Here is a 20,516-nt window from a genome sequence, read left to right on the forward strand (position 1 = left end):
TGTCGTCAGTCTCCGGATCGTTGTTCCCCGTCGGCCCCTTGGCGGACCGTATTGAGGACGGCGGGCAGCTTCCGGAGCAACGTCTCCGCCTGCTCGTCGGAGACGATCAGCGGCGGGGCGAGCCGGATGACGTCCGGCGCGACCGCGTTCACCAGGAGGCCCGCGTCCTGAGCCGCCTGCTGCACCTGTGGCGCGAGGGACTCGGTCAAGACGATACCCAGGAGGAGGCCCGCGCCGCGGACCTGACGGACCAATGGGTGCCCCAGCGACTCGATTCCGTTCCGCAGCCGCTCGCCGACGCGCTTGACGTTCTCGAGGATGCCGTCCCGCTCGATGGTGTCCAGGACGGCGAGGGCGCCGGCGCAGACGACGGGGTTGCCGCTGAAGGTGGAGCCGTGCGAGCCGGGGCTCAGGAGTTCCGCGGCGGGGCCGAAGGCGAGGGTGGCGCCGATGGGCAGGCCGCCGCCCAGGCCCTTGGCGAGGGTGATGATGTCCGCCTCGACGCCCTGGGCCCGGGACTCCAGCCAGTGGCCGGTGCGGCCGATGCCGGTCTGGATCTCGTCGAGGACGAGCAGGGTGCCGGTGGCGGCGGTGATCTCGCGGGCGGCCCGGAGGTAGCCGGGCGGCGGGACGACCACGCCGCTCTCGCCCTGGACGGGTTCGAGGATGACGAAGGCGGTGTCGGTGGTGACGGCGGCGCGGAGGGCGTCGGTGTCGCCGTACGGGACGTAGTCGACGTCGCCGGGCAGCGGGGCGAACGGGGCCTGCTTGGCGGGCTGGCCGGTGAGCGCGAGGGCGCCCATGGTCCGGCCGTGGAAGCCGCCGGCCGTGGAGACCATATGGGTGCGCCCGGTGAGCCGGCCGATCTTGAAGGCGGCTTCGTTGGCCTCGGCGCCGGAGTTGGAGAAGTAGACCCGGCCGGGGCGGCCGGCGAGCGCCAGCAGCCGTTCGGCCAGCGCCACGGTGGGCTCGGCGACGAAGAAGTTGGAGACATGGCCGAGGGTGGCGACCTGGTCGGAGACCGCGCGGACCACGGCGGGGTGGGCGTGGCCCAGGGCGTTGACCGCGATGCCGCCGAGGAAGTCGAGGTACTCCTTGCCGTCGGCGTCCCACACCACGGCGCCCTCGCCGCGTACCAGCGGGATGCGCGGGGTGCCGAAGTTGTCCATCATCGCGCCCTGCCAGCGCCGGGTGAGGCCCGCGTTGTCCGCCGGGCCCCGGCCGTGTGCCGCCTCGCTCATGACTCCCCCTCGTTCGCGTGCGCGTTCGTGTCCGGCACGACCATCGTGCCGATTCCCTCGTCGGTGAAGATCTCCAGCAGGATGGAGTGCTGGACCCGCCCGTCGATGACCCGGGCGGTGTGCACGCCGTTGCGTACGGCGTGCAGACAGCCCTGCATCTTGGGGACCATGCCGCTGGCCAGGTCGGGCAGCAGCTTCTCCAGCTGGGTGGCGGTGAGGCGGGAGATCACCTCGTCGCTGTTCGGCCAGTCCTCGTAGAGGCCCTCGACGTCGGTGAGGACCATCAGCGTCTCGGCGCCGAGGGCGGCGGCCAGGGCGGCCGCGGCGGTGTCGGCGTTGACGTTGAAGACGCCCGAGGCCCCGGCGAGGGTGTCCTCCGCGTCGCTGCTGCGGGCGATGGAGGAGATGACCGGGATCCGGCCGTCGTCCAGCAGCGCCTGGACCGCGCCGGGGTCGATGGCGGTGATCTCGCCGACCCGGCCGATGTCCACCCGCTCGCCGTCGATGTCCGCGTAGTGCTTGGTCGCGGTCATGAGGTGGGCGTCCTCGCCGGTCATGCCGACGGCGAACGGCCCGTGCTCGTTGAGCAGTCCGACGAGTTCGCGCTGGACCTGGCCCGCCAGCACCATCCGTACGACGTTCATCGCCTCGGGCGTGGTGACCCGCAGACCGCCCTTGAACTCCGACTCCAGGCCGAGCAGGTCCAGTTGGGCACTGATCTGCGGGCCGCCGCCGTGGACGACGACGGGCCGCAGGCCGGCGTGCCGCAGGAAGACCACGTCCTGGGCGAAGGCGCGCTTGAGCTCCTCGTCGACCATGGCGTTGCCGCCGAACTTGATGACGACGGTCTTGCCGTGGTGCCGGGTCAGCCAGGGCAGCGCCTCGATGAGGGTGCGGGCCTTCGGGAGCGCGGTGTGCTTGCGTGCGCTCATGACGAGTACGCGCTGTTCTCGTGGACGTAGTCGGCGGTGAGGTCGTTGCCCCAGATGACCGCGGAGTCGCTGCCGGCGGCGAGGTCGGCGGTGATCCGTACCTCCCGGTAGCGCATGTCGACCAGGTCGCGGTCCTCGCCGACCGAGCCGTTCTTGCAGACCCAGACGTCGTTGATGGCGACGTTGAGCTGGTCGGGCTCGAAGGCGGCGGAGGTGGTGCCGATGGCGGAGAGCACCCGGCCCCAGTTGGGGTCCTCGCCGTGGAGGGCGCACTTGAGGAGGTTGTTACGGGCGATGGAGCGGCCGACCTCGACGGCGTCGTCCTCGCTCGCGGCGTTGATCACCTCGATGCGGATGTCCTTGCTGGCTCCCTCGGCGTCGCCGATGAGCTGGCGGGCGAGGTCGTCGCAGACCGCGCGGAGGGCCTCGGTGAACTCCGCGTGCTCCGGGGCGACCCCGGACGCGCCGGAGGCGAGCAGCAGCACCGTGTCGTTGGTGGACATACAGCCGTCGGAGTCGACCCGGTCGAAGGTGGTACGGGTCGACTCCCGCAGCGCCGTGTCCAGGTCGGCGGCCGGCAGATCGGCGTCGGTCGTCAGCACGACGAGCATGGTGGCCAGACCCGGCGCGAGCATGCCGGCGCCCTTGGCCATTCCGCCGACGGTCCAGCCGTCCCTGGTGACGACCGCGGTCTTGTGCACGCTGTCGGTGGTCTTGATGGCGATGGCGGCCTTCTCGCCGCCGTGTTCGCTCAGTTCGGCCGCGGCCCGCTCGACTCCGGGCAGCAGCTTGTCCATCGGGAGCCGCAGCCCGATCAGCCCGGTGGACGCGACCGCCACCTCGCCGGCGCTGTGTCCGTCGAGGACCTCGGCGACCTTCTCGGCGGTGGCATGGGTGTCCTGGAAGCCCAGCGGGCCGGTGCAGGCGTTGGCGCCGCCGGAGTTGAGGATGACGGCGGAGACCCGGCCGCCCTTGAGGACCTGCTCGGACCAGACGACCGGGGCCGCCTTGACGCGGTTGGCGGTGAAGACTCCGGCGGCGGCCAGCCGCGGCCCGTTGTTCACCACGAGGGCGAGGTCCGGGTTGCCGTTCTCTTTGATCCCGGCGGCGATGCCCGCCGCCGAGAACCCCTTGGCTGCCGTCACACTCACTGTGTCTCCTTGTTCGCTTCGACGCCCGCGCGGCGCAGAGGCGCGGCTTCCCTCGATGTCTGCGGCCCGGCGGCCGCGCAGACTCCCCCAGCTACCGCTGGGAGGTGCCCCCAGCTCACGGCGCGACTCCGATCGTCGAAAGTCCGGTGGTCTCGTCGAGCCCGAGGGCGATGTTCATGGACTGGATGGCGCCGCCCGCGGTGCCCTTGGTGAGGTTGTCGATGGCGCAGATCGCGATGATCCGGCCGGCGGCGGCGTCCAGCGTCACCTGGAGGTGCGCGGCGTTGGAGCCGTAGACGGCGGCGGTCGCGGGCCACTGGCCCTCGGGCAGCAGCCGGACGAACGGCTCGTCGGCCAGCGCCTTCTCGTACGCGGCCCGCACCGCGGCGGCGTCCACGCCGGGCCTGGCCTTGGCCGTGCAGGTGGCGAGGATGCCGCGGGGCATCGGCGCCAGGGTCGGGGTGAAGGAAACGCCGATGCGCTCGCCGGCCACCGCGCTGAGGTTCTGGATCATCTCGGGGGTGTGCCGGTGGCCGCCTCCGACGCCGTACGGGCTCATCGAGCCCATGACCTCGGATCCCAGCAGATGCGGCTTGACCGCCTTGCCCGCGCCGGAGGTGCCCGACGCCGCGACGATGACGGCCTCGGGCTCGGCGAGGGCCGCCTGGTAGGCGGGGAACAGGGCGAGCGAGACGGCGGTGGGGTAGCAGCCCGGTACCGCGATCCGCTTGGACCCCTGGAGCGCGGCGCGGGCCCCGGGCAGCTCCGGGAGACCGTAGGGCCAGGTGCCCGCGTGGGCCGAGCCGTAGAACGCCTCCCAGTCGGCGGCGTCCGTCAGCCGGAAGTCGGCGCCGCAGTCGACGATCAGCACATCGGGCCCCAGCTGCTCGGCGACCGCAGCGGACTGGCCGTGCGGCAGCGCCAGAAAGACGACGTCGTGCCCGGCCAGCACCTCGGCGGAGGTGGGCTGTACCTCCCGGTCGGCGAGCGGGAGCAGATGCGGCTGCAGGGAACCCAGGCGCTGGCCCGCGTTGGAGTGGCCGGTCACCGCGCCGATCTCGACCTCGGGGTGTGCCAGGAGCAGGCGCAGGACTTCACCGCCCGCGTACCCGCTCGCTCCGGCCACTGCTGCTCGTACCGTCATGGACCCTCCTCCTTGATGGCATGACTATACGGATTGCAGCAGTTTTATGCAATGGCGTTTCCTGCGGCACCGGACCGCACGCGCACCGGAACCGCCACCCCGCACCAGGGCGGCGGAGCCTGCTGCATTCATGGCGGCACCACCCGCCGCGCTTCCGCGGCGGCGGCGCCCGCCGTGGCTCAGGCGTGCTGCGGAACCTCGTCCTTGAGGGAGGACCGGATCTGCTCGCGCAGCTCCGGGCTGTCCGTGTGGCCGTGCACGGATACGGCGTGCTCGCTGGCGGCGCGGACCACTTCCTCCTCCTCACCGGCGATGACGAGGGTGCAGTTCATCTCGCTCGGGTGATCCCGGCAGTCGACCATCTTCCGCATGACGCACCTCCTCCCCCCAGTGTCGGCCCGGAATGTCGTGGATGTCAGCACTCGGATCCGCCCGCCGCATACGGGGAATCCCGTATGGCGCGGGGCCCGCGTCCCTGGTGGAGTGGGGAGCGTACGAGGAGGTGAGGGCATGGCCACGTCCGCATCCGCCGGTGTCACCCCCGGTTCCGCGCCGGGCAGGGAGCGGATGGACAAGCACCTCGTCGACGAGGAACGCGTGGACGAGGACCGGGTCGCGCAGTTCCTGGAGCGGGTGATCACCGACGGCGGGGCCGCGGTGGCGGGGCTGTGCACCTCCCTCGGCGACCGGCTCGGCCTGTACGCGGCCATGGCCGGGGCCGGACCGCTCACCTCCGCCCGGCTCGCCTCCCGGACCGGCCTGGTCGAACGCTACGTACGGGAATGGCTGGCCGCCCAGGTCGCCGGCGAGTACGTGACGTACGTACCCGGGACCGACACCTACGAGCTGCCGGACGAGCACGCCGTCGTCCTCGCGGACCCGGACTCGGCGCACTACGCGGCGGGCTTCTTCACCATGCTCCAGGCCGTCTACGCCACCGAGGACGCCCTCATGGACGCCTTTCGCACCGGCGAGGGCGTGGGCTGGCAGGAGCACGGACCGGCCCTGTTCGCGGGCACCGCGAAGTTCTTCCGGCCCGGCTACGCGGCGTCGCTCGTCCCCGAGTGGCTGACCGCGCTGGACGGCGTGGTGGCCAAGCTGGAGCGGGGCGGGCGGGTGGCGGACGTCGGGTGCGGCTACGGCTACTCGACGATGCTGATGGCCGAAGCCTTCCCCGCATCGCACTTCTACGGCTTCGACTTCCACCCGCCCTCCATCCGGGCGGCCCGCGGCATCGCGGCCGAGCGGGGGCTGGCCGACCGGGTGCGCTTCGATGTCGCGACCGCCCAGGACTTCCCGGGCAAGGGCTTCGACCTGATCACTTTCTTCGACTGCCTGCATGACACCGGCGACCCCGGCGGCGCGCTCCGCTGCGCCGAACAGGCGCTGGCCGACGGTGGCACCTGCATGATCGTGGAGCCGAACGGCTCCGCCGACGTCCAGGAGAACGCCACCCCCGTCGGCCGGGCGCTGACCGCCGCCTCGGTCGCCGTATGCCTGCCGTCCGCGCTGGCCCAGCACGGCCCCCAGGCACTGGGAAATCACGCGGGAGAGGAGGCGATGCGGACCATCGCCGCCGATGCCGGACTGCGCCGCTGGAGACTGGCGGCCGAGAGCCCGGTCAACCGCGTCTACGCCGTCGGCCGCTAACCGCGGCCGACGCCCCCGGCCGGTCTTCCCCCGGCCGGCCGGGCGGCAACCCTTGTCACCGATGACCGGTGCGGCCCTGTGCGCGCGCCCCGGGGCCGAACGGCACCTTGACGAGCCCCCGCGCGCTGTTCACGCTGGATCCATGAGCGCGGCCGCGGAGGCCGGCCTGCGACGCATCTTCGCCGTCGTGGACCTCCTGATCGATGCCGTCGACGAGGAAACCCTCGTCCCGGCGCTGCTCCCCCTGCTGCTCGGCGCCGTTCCGGGCGACAGCATCGTCTGGACGCCGCGGCCCGACCCGGCGAACCGTCCGCTGACGCTGCCCGCCGACCTGCTCTCGCCGGCCGGGTGGGAGGCCTTCGCCCGCCACGCGCCGGCCGACCCGCTGGTCGCCCACACCACCCTCGGCACCGGCGCCCCCATGCGCCGCTCGACGCTCCAGACCGACCGCGAGTACCACGCACTGGGCGCCTACCCGGACGTCTACCGCCCCGTCGGCGCCGAGCACCAGCTCGCGATGTCGTTCCCCGGCGGCTATGTCAACGGTGCCCCGCGCAGCATCTGCCTGGCCGTCAACCGCAGCGGCAGCGACTTCACCGATCACGACGTGTTCGCCGCGACCCTGCTGCGCACCCGCCTCGGCCACGTCCTCAACCGCCTCGCCCCGCCGTCCCCCGCGCCCGCCCCGGGCCTGGTCACCCGCCGCGAGTCCGCCGTCCTCGCCCTGCTCGCCCACGGCCTGACCAACCAGCAGATAGCCCGCCGCCTGGCGATCAGCCCCCGCACGGTCGACAAACACCTCGAGCACGCCTACGCCAAGCTCCGCGTCGGCAGCCGTGTGGAGGCCGCAAACGCCTGGCTGACCAGGGGGGATTCGGCGCAGCTGGCGTCGTAGGGCGGGCACCGGGGCGGTGCGGCCCGGGCGGTGCGGCCGGCCGCCGATGAGTTTCCGGCGCCGTCGGCGTCTACCCCTTGGACACCGATTCGGGCGCCGCGGCGCCGGGCGACAGGAGGCCTGCTCATGACCACCGACACCGAGCGGAAGACGACCGGACGGCTCGCGGACGAGGTGCGGATCCGGGAGGTGCTCCAGGACCGCGCGGCCGCGACCGCGGAGCGGGACGCCGGGCGGTTCCTCGCACACTGTGCGCCGGAGTTCGTGGATTTCAGCCTCGCTCCCCCGCTCCAGTTCAAGGGCCCGCAGGCGCTGGACCGGCAGGCCCTCGAGGCCTGGTACGCGACCTGGGAGGGCCGCATCGAGGTGACGCTGACCCAGGTCGAGATCACGGCCGGCGACGAGGTCGCCTTCGCGCACAGCATCAACCTGATGAGCGGGACGAAGGCGGACGGCTTCGAGGTGCGGCTGTGGAGCCGGGCGACCGTCGGCCTGCGCAGGATCGACGGCGTCTGGAAGATCACCCATGAGCACAGCTCGGTGCCGTTCCTGATGGACGGGTCGGGGCTGGCGGCGCTCGATCTGACGCCGTAACGGTGCAGTGCGCACCGGTCACGCCGTCCATGCCCCGGCCGCGTCAGCCCCGCCCGCTGCGCGGCCGTCGCAGATAGGCGACGACGCCCCAGCCGAGCGCGCCGGCCAGCAGCACGCCGCCGAGCACGGTGACGCCGGTGCCCACCCCGGAGCCGCCGCCGAGGCCGGTGTCCGCACCGCCCCTGGGGACGACCTGGCCGGGCCCGGCGTCCGTACCGGCGTCTGCACCGGCGTCGGCGGCGCCCTTGGGTCCGGCATCGGCGTGGGACTCGGCGTTGGCGTCCGGGTCGGCGCCGGCGTCGGCGCCGGTCCTGGCACCGCCGGAGACCGTCAGGGTTCCGGTGAAGGTGAGGCGAGCGCGGCCGTGCGCACCGGTGCCGGGTTCGCCGTGGCCGTGCCCGGCGCCGCCGTCGCCCCGCGCCTCGCGCTCCGCGTCGCTCTGCGGCGCGAGTTCGCCGTCCTTGCCGTCGCCGCAGGTCACGGTGACGGTGTACGCACCCGGCTTGAGTGACCGCGGGACCGTGGCGGTGCCGCCGACCTGGTTGCGCAGCATCGACAACTTCAGCTTCGGAATGTCCGCGTCCTCGAACGTGGCCTCGCCGGACCCCCCGGTGCAGTTGCCACCGTCGAAGACGGAGAACTCATCGCCGGGCGCCACCGGGTCGGGCTGGACGACCACCGGATTCGCGTCGTCCGTGGCGGTGGCGACGCCGGAGCCGCACAGCGCGAGGGACGCCGTCACGGCACCGGCCGCGACGAGGCGGCGGCGGAACGGGCGGCGGGCAAAGCGGCGGGCGGCGTATGGGTACATAACCCGAGCGAAGCGTCCCCGCTCGCCGCGCGCACGTCGGTGGCGTGCTCCGATGGGCTTTCCGGGTGGACTTTCGCCGGATTACGGCCCCGCGACGGGCACCCGGCTCACGCCTCCAGGGCCAGGCTCCAGCTGCCGGCGCGCCCCGTCAGCGTGGTCACCGAGAGCGGCTGGACGTCGATCCGCCAGTAGGTGTGCGGGGGCGCCTGGAGCGCGTAGACCAGGGCGGCGCGGACCACCCCGGGCTCGGCGACCGCCACCAGTCCGGCGCCCTCGCCCACGGGCCGGGTGTCCAGCCAGGTGCCCACCCGGGTGATGAAGGCCAGCAGCGACTCCCCGCCGTGCGGCGCGGACCGCGGATCGGCGAGCCAGTTGTCCACCGCCCGCGGCTCGGAAGCGGTCACATCGCCCAGGGTGCGGCCGCGCCAGCGTCCCATGTCGCAGTCGCGCAGGGCGGGTTGGGCGAGCGGGGTGAGGCCGAGGACCTCACCGGTCTCGCGGCAGCGGGCGGACGGGGAGCAGTAGCGCAGCTCGGCGGCGGCGAGCCGGCACAGGACGGGGGCGGCACGCTCGGCCTCGTGCCAGCCGGCGGCATCGAGCGGGCGGTCGTCGTCGAACCGGGTCTCGAGCAGCGAGGAGCTGCGGGCGGCGGCGAGCAGCTTGAGGCGAACGCGCATGCGCCGATGGTAAGAGCCCCGGCGCCCCGAGCGGCCGGAATGTGCGCAGCGCGATGGATCCGGTCCCGGACGGCCCGCTGCCGGCCGGCCGCCGCGCCGGTCAGATGGTCAGCGGACCGGGATCCATCAGCCCCATAGTCATCCACTGCTCCGGCGACACCAGGCTCCGGAAGCCGACCTTCTCGTACACGCCGTGCGCGTCCTTGGTGGCGAGCGTGATCCGGGTCAGGCCGCAGGGCGTCAGATGGTCGGCGATGGCCTCTATCAGGGCGGTGCCCAGGCCCTTGCCGCGGTCGTCGCGGGCGACGTAGACATCGCAGAGCCAGGCGAAGGTGGCGTGGTCGGTGACCACCCGGGCATACGCGGCCTGACGCCCCGAACCGGACTCGTACAGGCCGAAGTTGAGCGAACCGGCGACGGCCCGGTCGTGCCGCTCGCGGGAGCGGCCCACGGCCCAGTAGGCGTCGGTGGACAGCCAGTGGTGGACCAGGTCCCCGTCCAGGCGGGCCGGGTCGGTGGAGATCTCGTAGCCGTCGAGCGCGTGACCGTTCATGCGGTGAGGTTCCCAGAAGCGCGGCGGCGGCGTCGAGCCGCATCCGGGCCGGCCGGTATCCCGGGGGCGGCGGGTTGCTCAGCCCGCCCCGATCCCCGGTCAGCCCGTCCCGATCCCCGGTCAGCCCGTCGCGATCCCCAGCTCGTCGCACGCCGTACGCAGCCTTCGCACCCCTTCCTCGAGTTCCCCGGTGCCGGACGCGGAGGCGTAGCTCAGGCGCAGATGCGGGGCCGGCGGTTCGGCGGCGAAGTAGGGGCGGCCGCCGGCGATCGCGACGCCCGCGCGCAGGGCCCCGCCGGTCAGCGCCGCCTCGTCCGTACCGTCGGGCAGCCGGACCCACAGGTGGTAGCCGCCGGGCGGGATGTACAGGCCGCGGGTCGCGAGGGCGGGCAGATGGCGGTGCAGGGCGGCGGTCATGGCGTCGCGGCGGGCCGCCAGCTCGCCGGAGATCATGCGCAGATGCCGGGCCCAGGCGGGCGAGCCGACGAGCTCGACGGCGGCCTCCTGGAGCGGGCGGGGGACGAAGAAGCTGTCGACGACCTGGATGGCGCGCAGCCGGTCGAGGACCGGGCCGCGGGCGGCCAGGGCACCCACTCGCAGGCTGGGCGAGGTGGCCTTGGTCAGCGAGCAGACATGGACGACGGCGCCGTCCTCGTCGTCCGCCATCAGGGTCGGCGGGAGGGCGGGGGCGCCGTCGTGGACCAGCCGCCGGGCGAAGTCGTCCTCGACGACGAACGCCCCGGCCTCGCGCGCCACCCGCAGCACCTCGCGCCGCCGCTCCCTCGCGAGCACCGCGCCGGTCGGGTTCTGGAACAACGGCTGGCAGACGAACAGCCGGGCGCCGCTGGCCCGGAAGGCGTCGGCGAGCAGGTCGGTACGGACCCCGTCGGCGTCCATCGGCACCGGCACCGGCCGCAGCCCGGAGGCGCGCGCGACGGCCAGCATGCCCGGGTAGGTCGGGGATTCGACGAGGACCGGCGCACCGGGCGCGGCGACCGCGCGCAGGGCGGCGGTCAGCGCGCTCTGGCCGCCGGCGGTGACCAGGACGTCGCTGGGGGCGAGCACGCCGCCGGGGCCGCCGATCTCCCGCGCGAACCAGGCCCGCAGCTCGGTGATGCCCTCGACCGGCGGCCGCCCCCAGGCGCCGGGCCGCCGGCCGGCCCGGGCCAGCGCCGCGGCGAGGGCGCGTTCGGGCTGCAGATCGGGGTGCAGATAGCCGCCGTGGAGCTCGATGACGCCGGGGGCGGGTTCGGCGAGGGTGGCCAGGACGCCCGCGGCGTCGACGCTGCGCGGCACCTGGTCGCCGGCCGGTCCGGCGCTCAGGGCGATCTCCTGCCAGGAGGTGTCGACGGGGCGGGGCGCCTCGGGGCGGGCCGGGGCCCGGAAGGCGCCGGCGCCGGGCCGGGTGACGACGAGGCCCTCGGCCACCAGCTCGGCGAGCGCCCGGGAGACGGTCACCGGGCTCACGCGGTGCCGCTCGACCAGAGCGCGACTCGAGGGCAGCTTCTCTCCGGGAGAGTAGCGGTCCAGTTCATTACGGAGGCTGACGGCCAGGTCAGCGACACTGCTACGCTCTTGCATGAGAGACAACGATAGCGCTATCGCGACGGACAGGATAGCGGTCGACACCGTCCGCGCCCCGGAGCCGCCCGCCGCACCCGCCGCCGCCTCGGCCGCCCCCGGCGCACTGCTCGCCGCGCTGGGCGTCGCCGCCTTCTCCCTGACGTTCCCCGCCACGGCCTGGGCCCTGGAGGGCATGGGCCCGTGGACGGTCGTCATGCTGCGCAGCGTGCTGGCCGCGGCCCTCGCCGGCGGCTGCCTCCTCGTCCTGCGCGTCCGCGTCCCCGAGCGGCGCCACTGGGCCGGCATCGCGGTCGTGGCGGGCGGCGTGGTCCTCGGCTTCCCGCTCCTGACGACCCTGGCCCTGCAGACGTCCACCACCTCGCACGCGGCCGTGGTGGTCGGCCTGCTGCCGCTGACCACCGCCGCCTTCTCGGCCGTACGCACCGGGGCCCGGCCCTCGCGCACCTTCTGGATCGCCTCGCTCGCCGGCGCCGCCGTCGTCATCGCCTTCGCGGTGCAGCAGAGCGGCGGGGCGCCAAGCACCGGCGATCTGTTCCTGTTCGCGGCGCTGCTGGTGTGCGCGGCCGGCTACACCGAGGGCGGCCGGCTGGCCCGTCACCTCCCGGGCTGGCAGGTGATCGGCTGGGCGCTGGTGCTGGTCCTGCCGCTGACGGTCACCGGCGCGGCCCTCGCGCTGGCCACCGAGCCGCTGCGGCTGACGGCGCACGCCCTCGGCGGGCTGCTGTGGCTGGCGTTCGGCTCGCAGTTCCTGGGCCTGGTCGTCTGGTACCGCGGGATGGCGGCGATCGGTGTCTCCAAGGCCAGCCAGCTGCAGCTGGCCCAGCCGCTGCTGACCCTGGTCTGGTCGGTGGCGCTGCTCGGCGAGCATCTGCCGCCGGCCGCGCCGGTCGCGGCGGTCGCGGTGCTGGTGTGCATCGCGGTCACCCAGCGGACCCGCGGCTGACGCACCGGATCCGCCCGTCGCCCGCCGGGTGCGAGGGCGCGCCGGGGACGTAAACTTGCCGCGATGGCATGTACCGCCGTCGGGGCCGTCATCCGGCCCGTCAACAGGTAAACCGTTGGCCGTTCAACCGCCCGGCCGCAGCTGCATGTGGGCCGTCCCGGTCGCGCGGCCGCCCGAAGCGGGAGGATCCTGATGCACGCAAACACGGGCGACCGGCTGCTGGTGCACGGCAGAACCGTCGGGCATCACGACCACGCCGTGGAGATCGTCGAGGTACTGGGACCGAACGGCGAGCCGCCCTACCGCGTCCGCGCCGCGGACGGCCATGAAACGATCATGTCCCCCGGCCCCGACTCCGTGGTCCAGCACGGCAAGTCCACCGACATCACCGGCCACTAGGTCGCGTCCGGCACAGCGCCACCGACCGGCAACGAGCACGCTGACCACTACGGCCGCACCGCGCCGCCGTAGTGGTCATGCACGATCCGGGCCAGCGCCCCCGCCCGGTCCCTGGCAACATCCCTCGCCGAGAAGAAGACATGGCCGCCGACCTGCGGATAGCCGCGGGCGAAGGTGAGGTGGCGGGAGAGTTCGGCCGGGTCCAGCCAGGGGGTGCCCTGGCCGGGGTCGCCCGCCCGGTACAGGGCCTCGCCGATGTAGAGGTCCACACCGGTGCCAGACACGGCCTCCGACCACCACGGCACGACCTTGGCGTAGTCGGCGGCCTCGAAACCGATGTTCCAGTACACCTGCGGCACGATGTAGTCGATCCATCCCTCGCGCACCCAGCGCCGCGTATCGGCGTACAGGTCGTCGTAGGTCTGCAGTCCCCGGGTGTCCGAGCCCGACGAATCGGTCCCGCGATTGCGCCAGATGGCCGAGGGGCTGACGCCGAACCGCACCGGCCGCCCCACGGCGGCCACCTTCTGCTTCATCTCCCGCACCAGCCGGTCGACGTTGTCGCGCCGCCAGCTGGCACGGTCCGCGAAGCCCGCGCCGTGCGCCTCGAAGGCCGCGTCGTCCTCGAACTCCTCCCCCGCGACCGGATACGGATAGAAGTAGTCGTCGAAATGCACCCCATCGACGGGATAGCGGCGCACCGCGTCGAGCATCGCCTCCTGCACGAAGCCCCGGACCTCGGGCAGCCCCGGGTTGTAGTAGAGCTTGCCGCCGTAGGGGAGCACCCATTCCGGGTGCAGGCGCGCGGGATGGCCGGGCACCAGCCGGTCGGGGTCGGCGTGGTTGGCGATGCGGTACGGGTTGAACCACGCGTGCAGTTGGAGATCGCGCCGGTGCGCCTCGGCGACGGCGAAGCCGAGCGGGTCCCAGCCCGGATCCTTGCCCTGCGTTCCGGTCAGATACTGCGCCCAGGGCTCGTGCGGGGAGGGCCACAGGGCGTCGGCGGTGGGCCGGACCTGGAAGAACACCGTGTTCAGGCGTCGTTCCACGGCCACCTCCAGGAGGCCGAGCAGTTGGCGCTGCTGTTCCGCGGGTGGCAGCCCGGGCTTGGTGGGCCAGTCCAGGTTGGCGACGGTCGCCAGCCACATGCCGCGCATCGGGGCCGCACCCGGGTCCCCCGTCGCCTCGGCCGCCGCGGCCGTTCCGTGCCCCGCTCCGAGCAGCGACGACGCCGCGCCCAGCACGCCCGCCGCGAATCCCCGCCGTGTGATCCGTCTCATGAAAAACCCTCAGCTTGTCCCGATTGTCCCGTCCTGAGGGCTCAGGATGCCCGCCCCGGCGGCCGTAGCACAGCGCCGCGCGGAGTAACGTCGGGGCCGAGGCGGGCGTCGGACCCTTACGGCGTACCGCAGGGTCCTGAAGATCAGCGAAAGGCACGAGGTGACGGACACTTTCACCGACATCGCACGCGTCGGAGTGGTCGGCTGCGGCCAGATGGGCGCCGGCATCGCCGAAGTGTGCGCCCGCGCCGGCCTGGACGTCATGGTCGCCGAGACCACCGGCGAAGCCCTGGAGCTGGGCCGCACCCGCTTGACCAACTCGCTCGGCAAGGCCGCCGAGCGCGGCAAGATCACCCCCGCGGAGCGCGACACCACGCTCGGCCGGCTGAATTTCACCACCGACCTCGGGGAGTTCGCCGACCGCGACCTCGTCATCGAGGCCGTCGTGGAGAACGAGCAGGTCAAGACGGAGATCTTCCAGGTCCTCGACCAGGTGATCACCCGCCCGGACGCCATCCTGGCGTCCAACACCTCCTCCATCCCCCTGGTCAAGCTGGCGGTCGCCACCTCCCGCCCCGACCAGGTCATCGGCATCCACTTCTTCAACCCGGCCCCGGTGCAGAAGCTGGTGGAACTCATCCCCGCCCTGACCACCGGCGACGAGACCATCAAGCGCGCCGAGGCGCTGGTCCACAACATCCTGGGCAAGCACGCCATCCGCGCCCAGGACCGCTCCGGCTTCGTCGTCAATGCGCTGCTCATCCCGTATCTGCTCTCGGCGATCCGGATGTTCGAGTCGGGCATCGCCAGCCGCGAGGACATCGACAACGGCATGGAAATGGGCTGCGCCCACCCGATGGGCCCGCTCAAGCTGTCCGACCTGATCGGCCTGGACACGGTGGCCTCGGTCGCCGCCTCCATGTACGAGGAGTACAAGGAGCCGCTGTACGCCGCTCCCCCGCTGCTCGCCCGCATGGTGGACGCGGGCCGGCTGGGCCGCAAGTCCGGGTCGGGCTTCTACTCGTACTAGGGAGTGCGGCGGCGCCGCCAACTGGCGCTGTTCCATGGCGAGTTCACCTGGAACAGTGCCGGCGGCGGCGTGCGGTCGGGTGGCTCTCGCGGTGCCCGCCAGGTCCTCATCCGCACCCAGCCAACGGGGAATGCGCAGGGACCCGGCCTGGCGAGCGCCATCGACCGACAGGAAACTGACCGTGGCCTAGGGCTTTGTGTCTTCGAATGCGCCAGGCCCATTCCCGCTCACTCAGCGAATATCCCTGGAGAGTCCCTGGTCCGGGGCGACCCGACCAGCGCCTTCGAACTGCACACCGGCATCAGGGAGACAAGCTCCGCACCTGAGACCGGGCAGACGGAGATGACGACCGTGTCGCGAGCGGCCTCCAGGGCGATCGCCAAGCCGGCCCGGTCGGGAACGCAGGGCGAGCGGATCCTGTCGGGACGTAACGGTCCTTCGACCAACCTGGTCACGGGCCCGAAGAAGCAGGGGCGGGGTGGACACCGGGGTTGAGCCCGGGGCCGGATACGGGCCAAGGGCCCGTGCCCACGGAGGCTCGGGCCGTCTCGCCGGCGCACCGCCTGCCGGCGAACGACGGGGAGGCCCTCAAATTGGCCCGCCCCCTCTTCGGTCCCACCGGGCCCGACAGCACCCGGACGCCGTTGCGAATGCGCGAGTTCGACGTCGGCTGCCCCGAACACGGCGATCGCTCCGTCTCGGAAGGTGTATCGGCCGGACACTCCCGGTACGGCACTGTGACACCCAGCGGTTGAGGGCTTGTCAGTGCCTCTGGGTACGCTGGCACAGACATCGAACGGACGTGAACCGTCAGCTCGATGACGCCGGTGGGTGAACGGAGGCGTAGTCGTGGGCGACGGGTTCAAGGGCAAGGAGAACGAGGACCTCAACAACGCTCTGATCGAGGAGCAGAAGCCGGAGAACCAGTTCGGCGGCGAGGTGCGGGGTCTGAAGTCCACGAGCAAGTGACACGGCCCGCACCACGGGGGCGTGTGGCGACCGTGCAGCGGGGTTGCAGCGCCGCCCCACAGCGGCACGGTCGCGGCAGCCAGGGTCGAGTGTTTGCGCCGTATCGGTTTCGGCGTCGGTTCGACTCCGACTCCACGTTTCGACGTTTCGACGTTTCGACGGCCAACTGCCCCGCACCAAGTCCGAGTTCAACCGCACGGCCGCGCCTGACGCACAGCCGCCCCTTCACTGATAGGAGAGAGTCCGTGTCGCATCCCGACGCGCCGGAACCGGTACAGCCCATCCCCGCCACTGCCGAAGAGGCATTGGCTGCCGCTCGCGCCCGATTCGAAGTACTGGATCTGCAAGGAAACCCGGCGCCTTTGTACGTGGCGGAGTTCGACATCGGCTTCCTCGTCCACGCCGTCATGCCCCCACCGCCGCCCGGCACTCAGGCGCCGTTGGGCGGCAGTCACATGGTGATCTCCAAAAGCGACGGAGCCGTCACCTATGTCCCCAACTTTCCGCCGGACTCCGCGATCGAGCTGTACCGCAGCCTGCGCCGGCGCAACGGCTAGGTGTGCCGCTGCGGCGGGCCCGCCGAACGCTTCCAGGTCTCACCGACGACTGCGAAGCGGTGGGCGGGCCGCTACCGCCGCTGCGGCGAGGCGGGGATGTGCGACCGCTCTTCGCGTCCGCATCACAGTCCGCGTCGGCCCCCGACCCGCACCGAGCGGCGGATCATCAAGGTCCGCCTGCTGCACCGCTGGGAACCGGCCCGCATCGCCTACCTGCTGCGGCAGGATGCGCCCCTGGTCATCGAAGCCGTGTGTTCGCTGGAGCGATCTGTCGTGTGAGAAGCGGTTCGCGGTTCGCTTCGGGCAAGCGTGAGTTTCGTCGACGAGGTCAGGGAGACGGTCCAGCCGGCCCGGACCTCCTCTCGTGAGTCGTCGTTGAGCACCGTGTGCGTATCAGGTGACGGATGCTCAGCGATGGCTGGGCCCGCCGGTCAGTCGATGCCTTCGATGATGCGGAAGTCGCGCTCGAAGCCGTCGGGGAGGGCCACCAGCGCCTTCTGGTATGCCTCGCTCTCGTATGCCGCGACCGCCTGTTCAAAGCTGTCGAACTCGATCAGAACGGCGCGTTGCGTGATTCCGGCCTCGTGGGCGACGACTCGACCGTCAGCGGACAGGAGGCGCCCGCCCGCAGCCCGGACAGCCGGACCCGCCAGCTTGTTGTAGGCAGTCAGCCTCTCAGGGTCGGAAATGGCGGGGTAGACACTGACCCAGTAGCCCTTGGCCATGGAAAACCTCCTGTGTTCGGCCGGACACGTCCGACTTCGAATGGACACTCAGATCGATCGATCCCGTCGACGGCCCAGGAGGTCGAGGTTCTCAAAGGTCTCCGTCGAGGTCATGCCTCGATCCTTGCCGTTCGAGTCGGCCCCGGCCATGGCGGAAAGGTCAGCCTCCGATACATTCTCGCCATGCCCGTCCACCATGCCGCCCCCGGTACTCCCGGCGCCCGCGACCTGGCCGGTCGCACCACCGAACCGGATCGCGCGATGCGCCCGGAACCGCGGCCGGGCGCCCACAAGGTGGTCGTCCTCGTACTCGACGGGATCTACCCCTTCGAACTCGGCATACCCCAACACGTCCTGGGCTCCGCCGGTGGCCGCTACGAGGTGGTGACTGCGGGCGTGGACGGGAAGCCCGTGCGCACCGTCTCGGACCTGACCGTCACCCCCGGGCACGGCCCTGAGGTGCTGGCCGAGGCGGACACCGTGATCATCCCTGGGTACGCGATCACCCAGGGATCGGCCGCCGCCACGGACTCGAAGGCCCTGGACGCGCTTTCCAGCGTCCGGCCCGGCACCCGTCTGGTGTCGATCTGCAGCGGTGCCTTCCTGCTGGCCGGCGCCGGTCTCCTCGATGGGCGTCGGGCCACCACCCACTGGGCGCTCAGCGACCGCTTCCGGGAACTGTTCCCCCGGGTCGAGCTCGACGCCGGCGTTCTTTTCGTCGACCACGGTGACGTGTTGACCTCAGCGGGGGCGGCCAGCGGCTTCGACGTCTGCCTGCACCTGCTGCGCCAGGACCACGGCACCGAGGTCGCCAACCAGGTCGCCCGCTTCTGCGTCATGCCGCCGTACCGGGACGGCGGGCAGGCACAGTACATCGAGCAGCCACTGCCGCCGACGGGCGCAACCGGCACCGGGCCGACCCGCGACTGGGCATTGCAGCGGCTTGAACTGCCGCTGCCGCTGGACGAGTTGGCCGCGCACGCGGCGATGAGCACCCGTACCTTCGCCCGGCGCTTCAAGGAGGAGACCGGTCTGAGCCCCGGCCGCTGGCTGACCTCGCAGCGGCTGCGGCGGGCCCGGCACCTGCTGGAGTCCAGCGATCTGCCGGTGGAACGCGTCGCCCACGAGGTCGGATTCGCCACCGCCACCTCGCTGCGGCGGCACCTCGCGGCGGAGGCCGGAGTCGCCCCGTCGGCGTACCGTCGCACCTTCCGTGCCCCGGATCCGGCCGCCGGCGATGCGGGCTCCATTCCCGCCTAGCCACGACGCACCGTACGCTTCCCGGTGGTTCATCCGAACCTCTGCGCCGGGCGTCCATCGGCCGCGGCGCGCGGCGATTCGCCCGCGAGCGTCGTCGGTGTCAACGGGGTGCTGATCCGTCATCGTCGCCGTGGCGGTCACCCCGGCTCTCACCACCGGTCCTTTGCGCGAGCAAGATCAATCACGGGCCGCCGAACCCCGGCCGATCCCGGATTCACTCTCAGAACCCGTTCTCACCCAACGCGGGATGGACCCCCTTCTGAGACTTGCATCGTGCGAAATTCTCGGCCCATGACGAACCCTCAGCGGCCCTCCCCAACCGACCGGTCGGACGCCGACGACGTCGAACCGCACGCCTGCCCGAAGTGCGACGCCCAGCCCGGCTCACCGTGCCGCTCGCGCGGCGGCGCGGTCACCTCCGTCTACCACACCCGCCGCTTCACCCAGGTTCCCCGCCTGAAGAAGGAGCTGCGGGTGCCGACACCCGCCGACCGCGGCCCGGGCCAGCCGTGGCGCCCGGGCACTCCGCCGCCGGCACCGATCGACCCGGCCAATGCTCGCCGGTCCGCTGCCCGGCATCTACGACCCGACCGGCCCGGGGAAGCTGCTATTCGCGTTCTTCGCCGCGATGGCGGAGACCGAGCGGGAGAACATCCGCGAGTCCACACTCGAAGGGCTCGACACCGCGGCCCGCAAGGGCAAGCACGGCGGCCGGCCACCGGTCATCACCGACGCCATGCTCCACACCGTGCTGCGCCGCCGCGCGGGCGGCGAGTCCGTCGAAGGGATCCAGCCCGACCTGATCATCCCCACCGGCAAGCGCAAGGGACAAAGCCCCTCCGTGGCCAGCATCTACCGCGCGCTCGCCGAACACTCCAAGCGCGAGACGTACCCCGAGGCCGTCGAACAGGCCCACACCGACTTCGCCGCCCTACAGGCCGGCGGCCTCCCCCGGCCCCGCCCGGACGCCGCAGCACTCAGCTCGCGACCATGATCGTTCTCACCGGGATTTCCTGTACGCCAACTACTCACACCCGCACGTGGACCGCACCACCGGCCGCGTGATCCACCGCTACGAGCACGCCGCCCCCGGCTACCTGGTCCACGGCGACATCAAAAGGCTCGGGAACATCCCCGCCAGCCGCGTCCCCCACCTCACACGGCAGTACACCTGGGCGCCATCGCCCCCTTCCCACCACACTCTGACATGCGGTGCGTGGCAGTCGGGATGAGCCGAAGGCATCGGCCTCTTCGCTGACTCGAGGGGGTGTGCGCGAAGCTCGGGCAATGCCACATCGTCGGCGAACCACCCATGCGCCGGGTGGTCCTGTCGGTCCATGGGGAGAGACCGACGCTTGCGGACCGGAATTCGCAGTGGGACTCGTCGGCCAGGGGGGCGGGCCAGCGAGGGACGCGTCCAGAGAACGCGATGGTGACGCATGGACGTAACTGGTGCTCGATCAGCACACTGTTTGGCTTAGGGTTGAACCTATCGTTGAGTAACCATGACCAACACGGGGGACGTTGTGGCAGGGGCAGGTGGCTTCCAGGCCGATGTGGAGTCCTTGAAGGCGGGGGGCACCGACTTCGTCAAGCTCGGCGATGACTTCAGCGATTCGGTGAGCCGGATGGTCAACGGCCTGGCCAAGCTGCGCGCGGGCGAGCCCACCGACGAGGTGAAGAAGACGCAGAAGCCGCCGGAGGAGAAGTCGTTCGGCGAGCAGCTCTGGAGCAGCATGACCTCCCTGGACAGCAAGTCCAGCGCACCTCCCTGGGGCGATGACGACCTCGGCGAGAAGTTCGGCGTTGTCTACGAGGGCCTCCGCGACGGCATGTACGAGTCCATGGGCCATCTCGCCGCCAAGCTCGAGGAAATCGGCAAGGCGCTGACCGCCATGTCCAAGCACCACGCCGAGAACGAAGACTTCAACGAGTCGCTGATGAAGCAGCACGTCGAGAACAAGCAGGCGTGGGACGACCCGTACAAGCAGCAGGGCACGCTCGTGCGCGGAAGGCCCGGCCCCGCGACCTGAGCGCGGCACGCTCACGACGAGGGACCGGCGGGCGGCCGGGCCACCGCTCAGCGGCGCGCGCATCGCGCACGCCACAGACTTACGTACA

General features: G+C 72.1%; 20 protein-coding genes and 3 pseudogenes. 12 read left to right on the forward strand and 11 right to left on the reverse strand.

Annotated elements, in window-relative coordinates:
* Positions 1-5: 5 nt before the first annotated feature.
* From ACIRPT_RS25465 to ACIRPT_RS25485, 5 genes are all read right to left on the reverse strand, one after another.
* Entirely contained in the window at positions 6-1,241 is a 1,236-nt protein-coding gene (locus ACIRPT_RS25465) for an acetylornithine transaminase (protein WP_403830901.1), read from the reverse strand.
* On the reverse strand, positions 1,238-2,173 hold the full coding sequence (gene argB, locus ACIRPT_RS25470) for an acetylglutamate kinase (RefSeq protein ID WP_403830903.1): 936 nt from the start codon (positions 2,171-2,173) through the stop codon (positions 1,238-1,240). Before argB ends, ACIRPT_RS25465 begins: the two co-directional genes overlap by 4 nt.
* The gene (argJ, locus tag ACIRPT_RS25475) at positions 2,170-3,324 is read right to left on the reverse strand and encodes a bifunctional glutamate N-acetyltransferase/amino-acid acetyltransferase ArgJ (RefSeq protein ID WP_403830906.1); all 1,155 of its coding nucleotides are present in this window, start codon (positions 3,322-3,324) and stop codon (positions 2,170-2,172) included. Before argJ ends, argB begins: the two co-directional genes overlap by 4 nt.
* 115 nt (positions 3,325-3,439) lie before the next feature.
* Entirely contained in the window at positions 3,440-4,468 is a 1,029-nt protein-coding gene (gene argC, locus ACIRPT_RS25480; RefSeq protein ID WP_403830909.1) for an N-acetyl-gamma-glutamyl-phosphate reductase, read from the reverse strand.
* Between the two features lie 179 nt (positions 4,469-4,647).
* Positions 4,648-4,839: a DUF1059 domain-containing protein gene (locus tag ACIRPT_RS25485; RefSeq protein ID WP_403830912.1), complete on the reverse strand. Its 192-nt coding sequence runs from the start codon at positions 4,837-4,839 to the stop codon at positions 4,648-4,650.
* A 139-nt stretch (positions 4,840-4,978) separates the two neighbouring features.
* Between ACIRPT_RS25485 and ACIRPT_RS25490 the strand changes: the two genes are divergently transcribed.
* The 3 genes from ACIRPT_RS25490 to ACIRPT_RS25500 all read left to right on the forward strand — a co-directional run bounded on the left by ACIRPT_RS25490 (position 4,979) and on the right by ACIRPT_RS25500 (position 7,607).
* Positions 4,979-6,118, forward strand: coding sequence for a class I SAM-dependent methyltransferase (locus ACIRPT_RS25490; RefSeq protein WP_403830914.1), 1,140 nt, complete (start codon positions 4,979-4,981; stop codon positions 6,116-6,118).
* Positions 6,119-6,260: 142 nt separating this feature from the next.
* Positions 6,261-7,013: a response regulator transcription factor gene (locus tag ACIRPT_RS25495; RefSeq protein WP_403830916.1), complete on the forward strand. Its 753-nt coding sequence runs from the start codon at positions 6,261-6,263 to the stop codon at positions 7,011-7,013.
* 126 nt (positions 7,014-7,139) lie between these two features.
* Entirely contained in the window at positions 7,140-7,607 is a 468-nt protein-coding gene (locus ACIRPT_RS25500) for a YybH family protein (protein WP_403830918.1), read from the forward strand.
* A gap of 43 nt (positions 7,608-7,650) precedes the next feature.
* On the opposite strand, the gene ACIRPT_RS25505 is transcribed toward ACIRPT_RS25500, so the two are convergent.
* The 4 genes from ACIRPT_RS25505 to ACIRPT_RS25520 all read right to left on the reverse strand — a co-directional run bounded on the left by ACIRPT_RS25505 (position 7,651) and on the right by ACIRPT_RS25520 (position 11,229).
* On the reverse strand, positions 7,651-8,418 hold the full coding sequence (locus ACIRPT_RS25505) for a hypothetical protein (RefSeq protein ID WP_403830920.1): 768 nt from the start codon (positions 8,416-8,418) through the stop codon (positions 7,651-7,653).
* A 107-nt stretch (positions 8,419-8,525) separates the two neighbouring features.
* Complete coding sequence (locus tag ACIRPT_RS25510; protein WP_403504529.1) at positions 8,526-9,095, reverse strand: histidine phosphatase family protein; 570 nt, start codon at positions 9,093-9,095, stop codon at positions 8,526-8,528.
* A 100-nt stretch (positions 9,096-9,195) separates the two neighbouring features.
* Positions 9,196-9,648, reverse strand: coding sequence for a GNAT family N-acetyltransferase (locus ACIRPT_RS25515; RefSeq protein ID WP_403830922.1), 453 nt, complete (start codon positions 9,646-9,648; stop codon positions 9,196-9,198).
* Positions 9,649-9,768: 120 nt separating this feature from the next.
* Entirely contained in the window at positions 9,769-11,229 is a 1,461-nt protein-coding gene (locus ACIRPT_RS25520; RefSeq protein WP_403830924.1) for a PLP-dependent aminotransferase family protein, read from the reverse strand.
* On the opposite strand from ACIRPT_RS25520, the gene ACIRPT_RS25525 reads away from it, so the two are divergent.
* Together ACIRPT_RS25525 and ACIRPT_RS25530 are read left to right on the forward strand one after the other, a co-directional pair.
* A complete protein-coding gene (locus tag ACIRPT_RS25525) occupies positions 11,228-12,175 on the forward strand; it encodes a DMT family transporter (RefSeq protein WP_403830926.1) in 948 nt (315 codons plus the stop codon). The two genes, ACIRPT_RS25520 and ACIRPT_RS25525, sit on opposite strands and share 2 nt — an antisense overlap.
* Before the next feature lie 192 nt (positions 12,176-12,367).
* The gene (locus tag ACIRPT_RS25530; RefSeq protein WP_403504519.1) at positions 12,368-12,574 is read left to right on the forward strand and encodes a DUF1918 domain-containing protein; all 207 of its coding nucleotides are present in this window, start codon (positions 12,368-12,370) and stop codon (positions 12,572-12,574) included.
* A gap of 47 nt (positions 12,575-12,621) precedes the next feature.
* Here the strand turns inward: ACIRPT_RS25530 and ACIRPT_RS25535 are convergent, their stop codons facing one another.
* A complete protein-coding gene (locus ACIRPT_RS25535; protein WP_403830928.1) occupies positions 12,622-13,854 on the reverse strand; it encodes a glycoside hydrolase family 10 protein in 1,233 nt (410 codons plus the stop codon).
* A gap of 160 nt (positions 13,855-14,014) precedes the next feature.
* On the opposite strand from ACIRPT_RS25535, the gene ACIRPT_RS25540 reads away from it, so the two are divergent.
* From ACIRPT_RS25540 to ACIRPT_RS25550, 3 genes and pseudogenes are all read left to right on the forward strand, one after another.
* Positions 14,015-14,884, forward strand: a complete 870-nt coding sequence (locus tag ACIRPT_RS25540) for a 3-hydroxybutyryl-CoA dehydrogenase (RefSeq protein ID WP_403504514.1) — start codon at positions 14,015-14,017, stop codon at positions 14,882-14,884.
* A 1,214-nt stretch (positions 14,885-16,098) separates the two neighbouring features.
* Positions 16,099-16,410 (forward strand): hypothetical protein, encoded by a 312-nt coding sequence (locus ACIRPT_RS25545; protein ID WP_403830930.1) that lies wholly within the window; start codon positions 16,099-16,101, stop codon positions 16,408-16,410.
* A gap of 5 nt (positions 16,411-16,415) precedes the next feature.
* Positions 16,416-16,629: pseudogene (locus ACIRPT_RS25550) on the forward strand (leucine zipper domain-containing protein); the annotation flags it as partial.
* A gap of 212 nt (positions 16,630-16,841) precedes the next feature.
* Here the strand turns inward: ACIRPT_RS25550 and ACIRPT_RS25555 are convergent.
* Positions 16,842-17,135 (reverse strand): DUF1330 domain-containing protein, encoded by a 294-nt coding sequence (locus tag ACIRPT_RS25555; protein ID WP_403830933.1) that lies wholly within the window; start codon positions 17,133-17,135, stop codon positions 16,842-16,844.
* A gap of 183 nt (positions 17,136-17,318) precedes the next feature.
* On the opposite strand from ACIRPT_RS25555, the gene ACIRPT_RS25560 reads away from it, so the two are divergent.
* From ACIRPT_RS25560 to ACIRPT_RS25575, 4 genes and pseudogenes are all read left to right on the forward strand, one after another.
* On the forward strand, positions 17,319-18,395 hold the full coding sequence (locus ACIRPT_RS25560; protein ID WP_403830935.1) for a GlxA family transcriptional regulator: 1,077 nt from the start codon (positions 17,319-17,321) through the stop codon (positions 18,393-18,395).
* Positions 18,396-18,686: 291 nt separating this feature from the next.
* Positions 18,687-19,389, forward strand: a pseudogene (locus ACIRPT_RS25565) (recombinase family protein).
* Positions 19,390-19,435: 46 nt separating this feature from the next.
* Positions 19,436-19,531 (forward strand): annotated as a pseudogene (locus ACIRPT_RS25570) (IS481 family transposase); the annotation flags it as partial.
* A 369-nt stretch (positions 19,532-19,900) separates the two neighbouring features.
* Positions 19,901-20,428, forward strand: a complete 528-nt coding sequence (locus ACIRPT_RS25575; protein WP_403830938.1) for a hypothetical protein — start codon at positions 19,901-19,903, stop codon at positions 20,426-20,428.
* Positions 20,429-20,516: the final 88 nt, after the last annotated feature.

It is taken from the genome of Streptomyces sp. NPDC101227 (assembly GCF_044767545.1).
Taxonomy (GTDB): domain Bacteria; phylum Actinomycetota; class Actinomycetes; order Streptomycetales; family Streptomycetaceae; genus Streptomyces.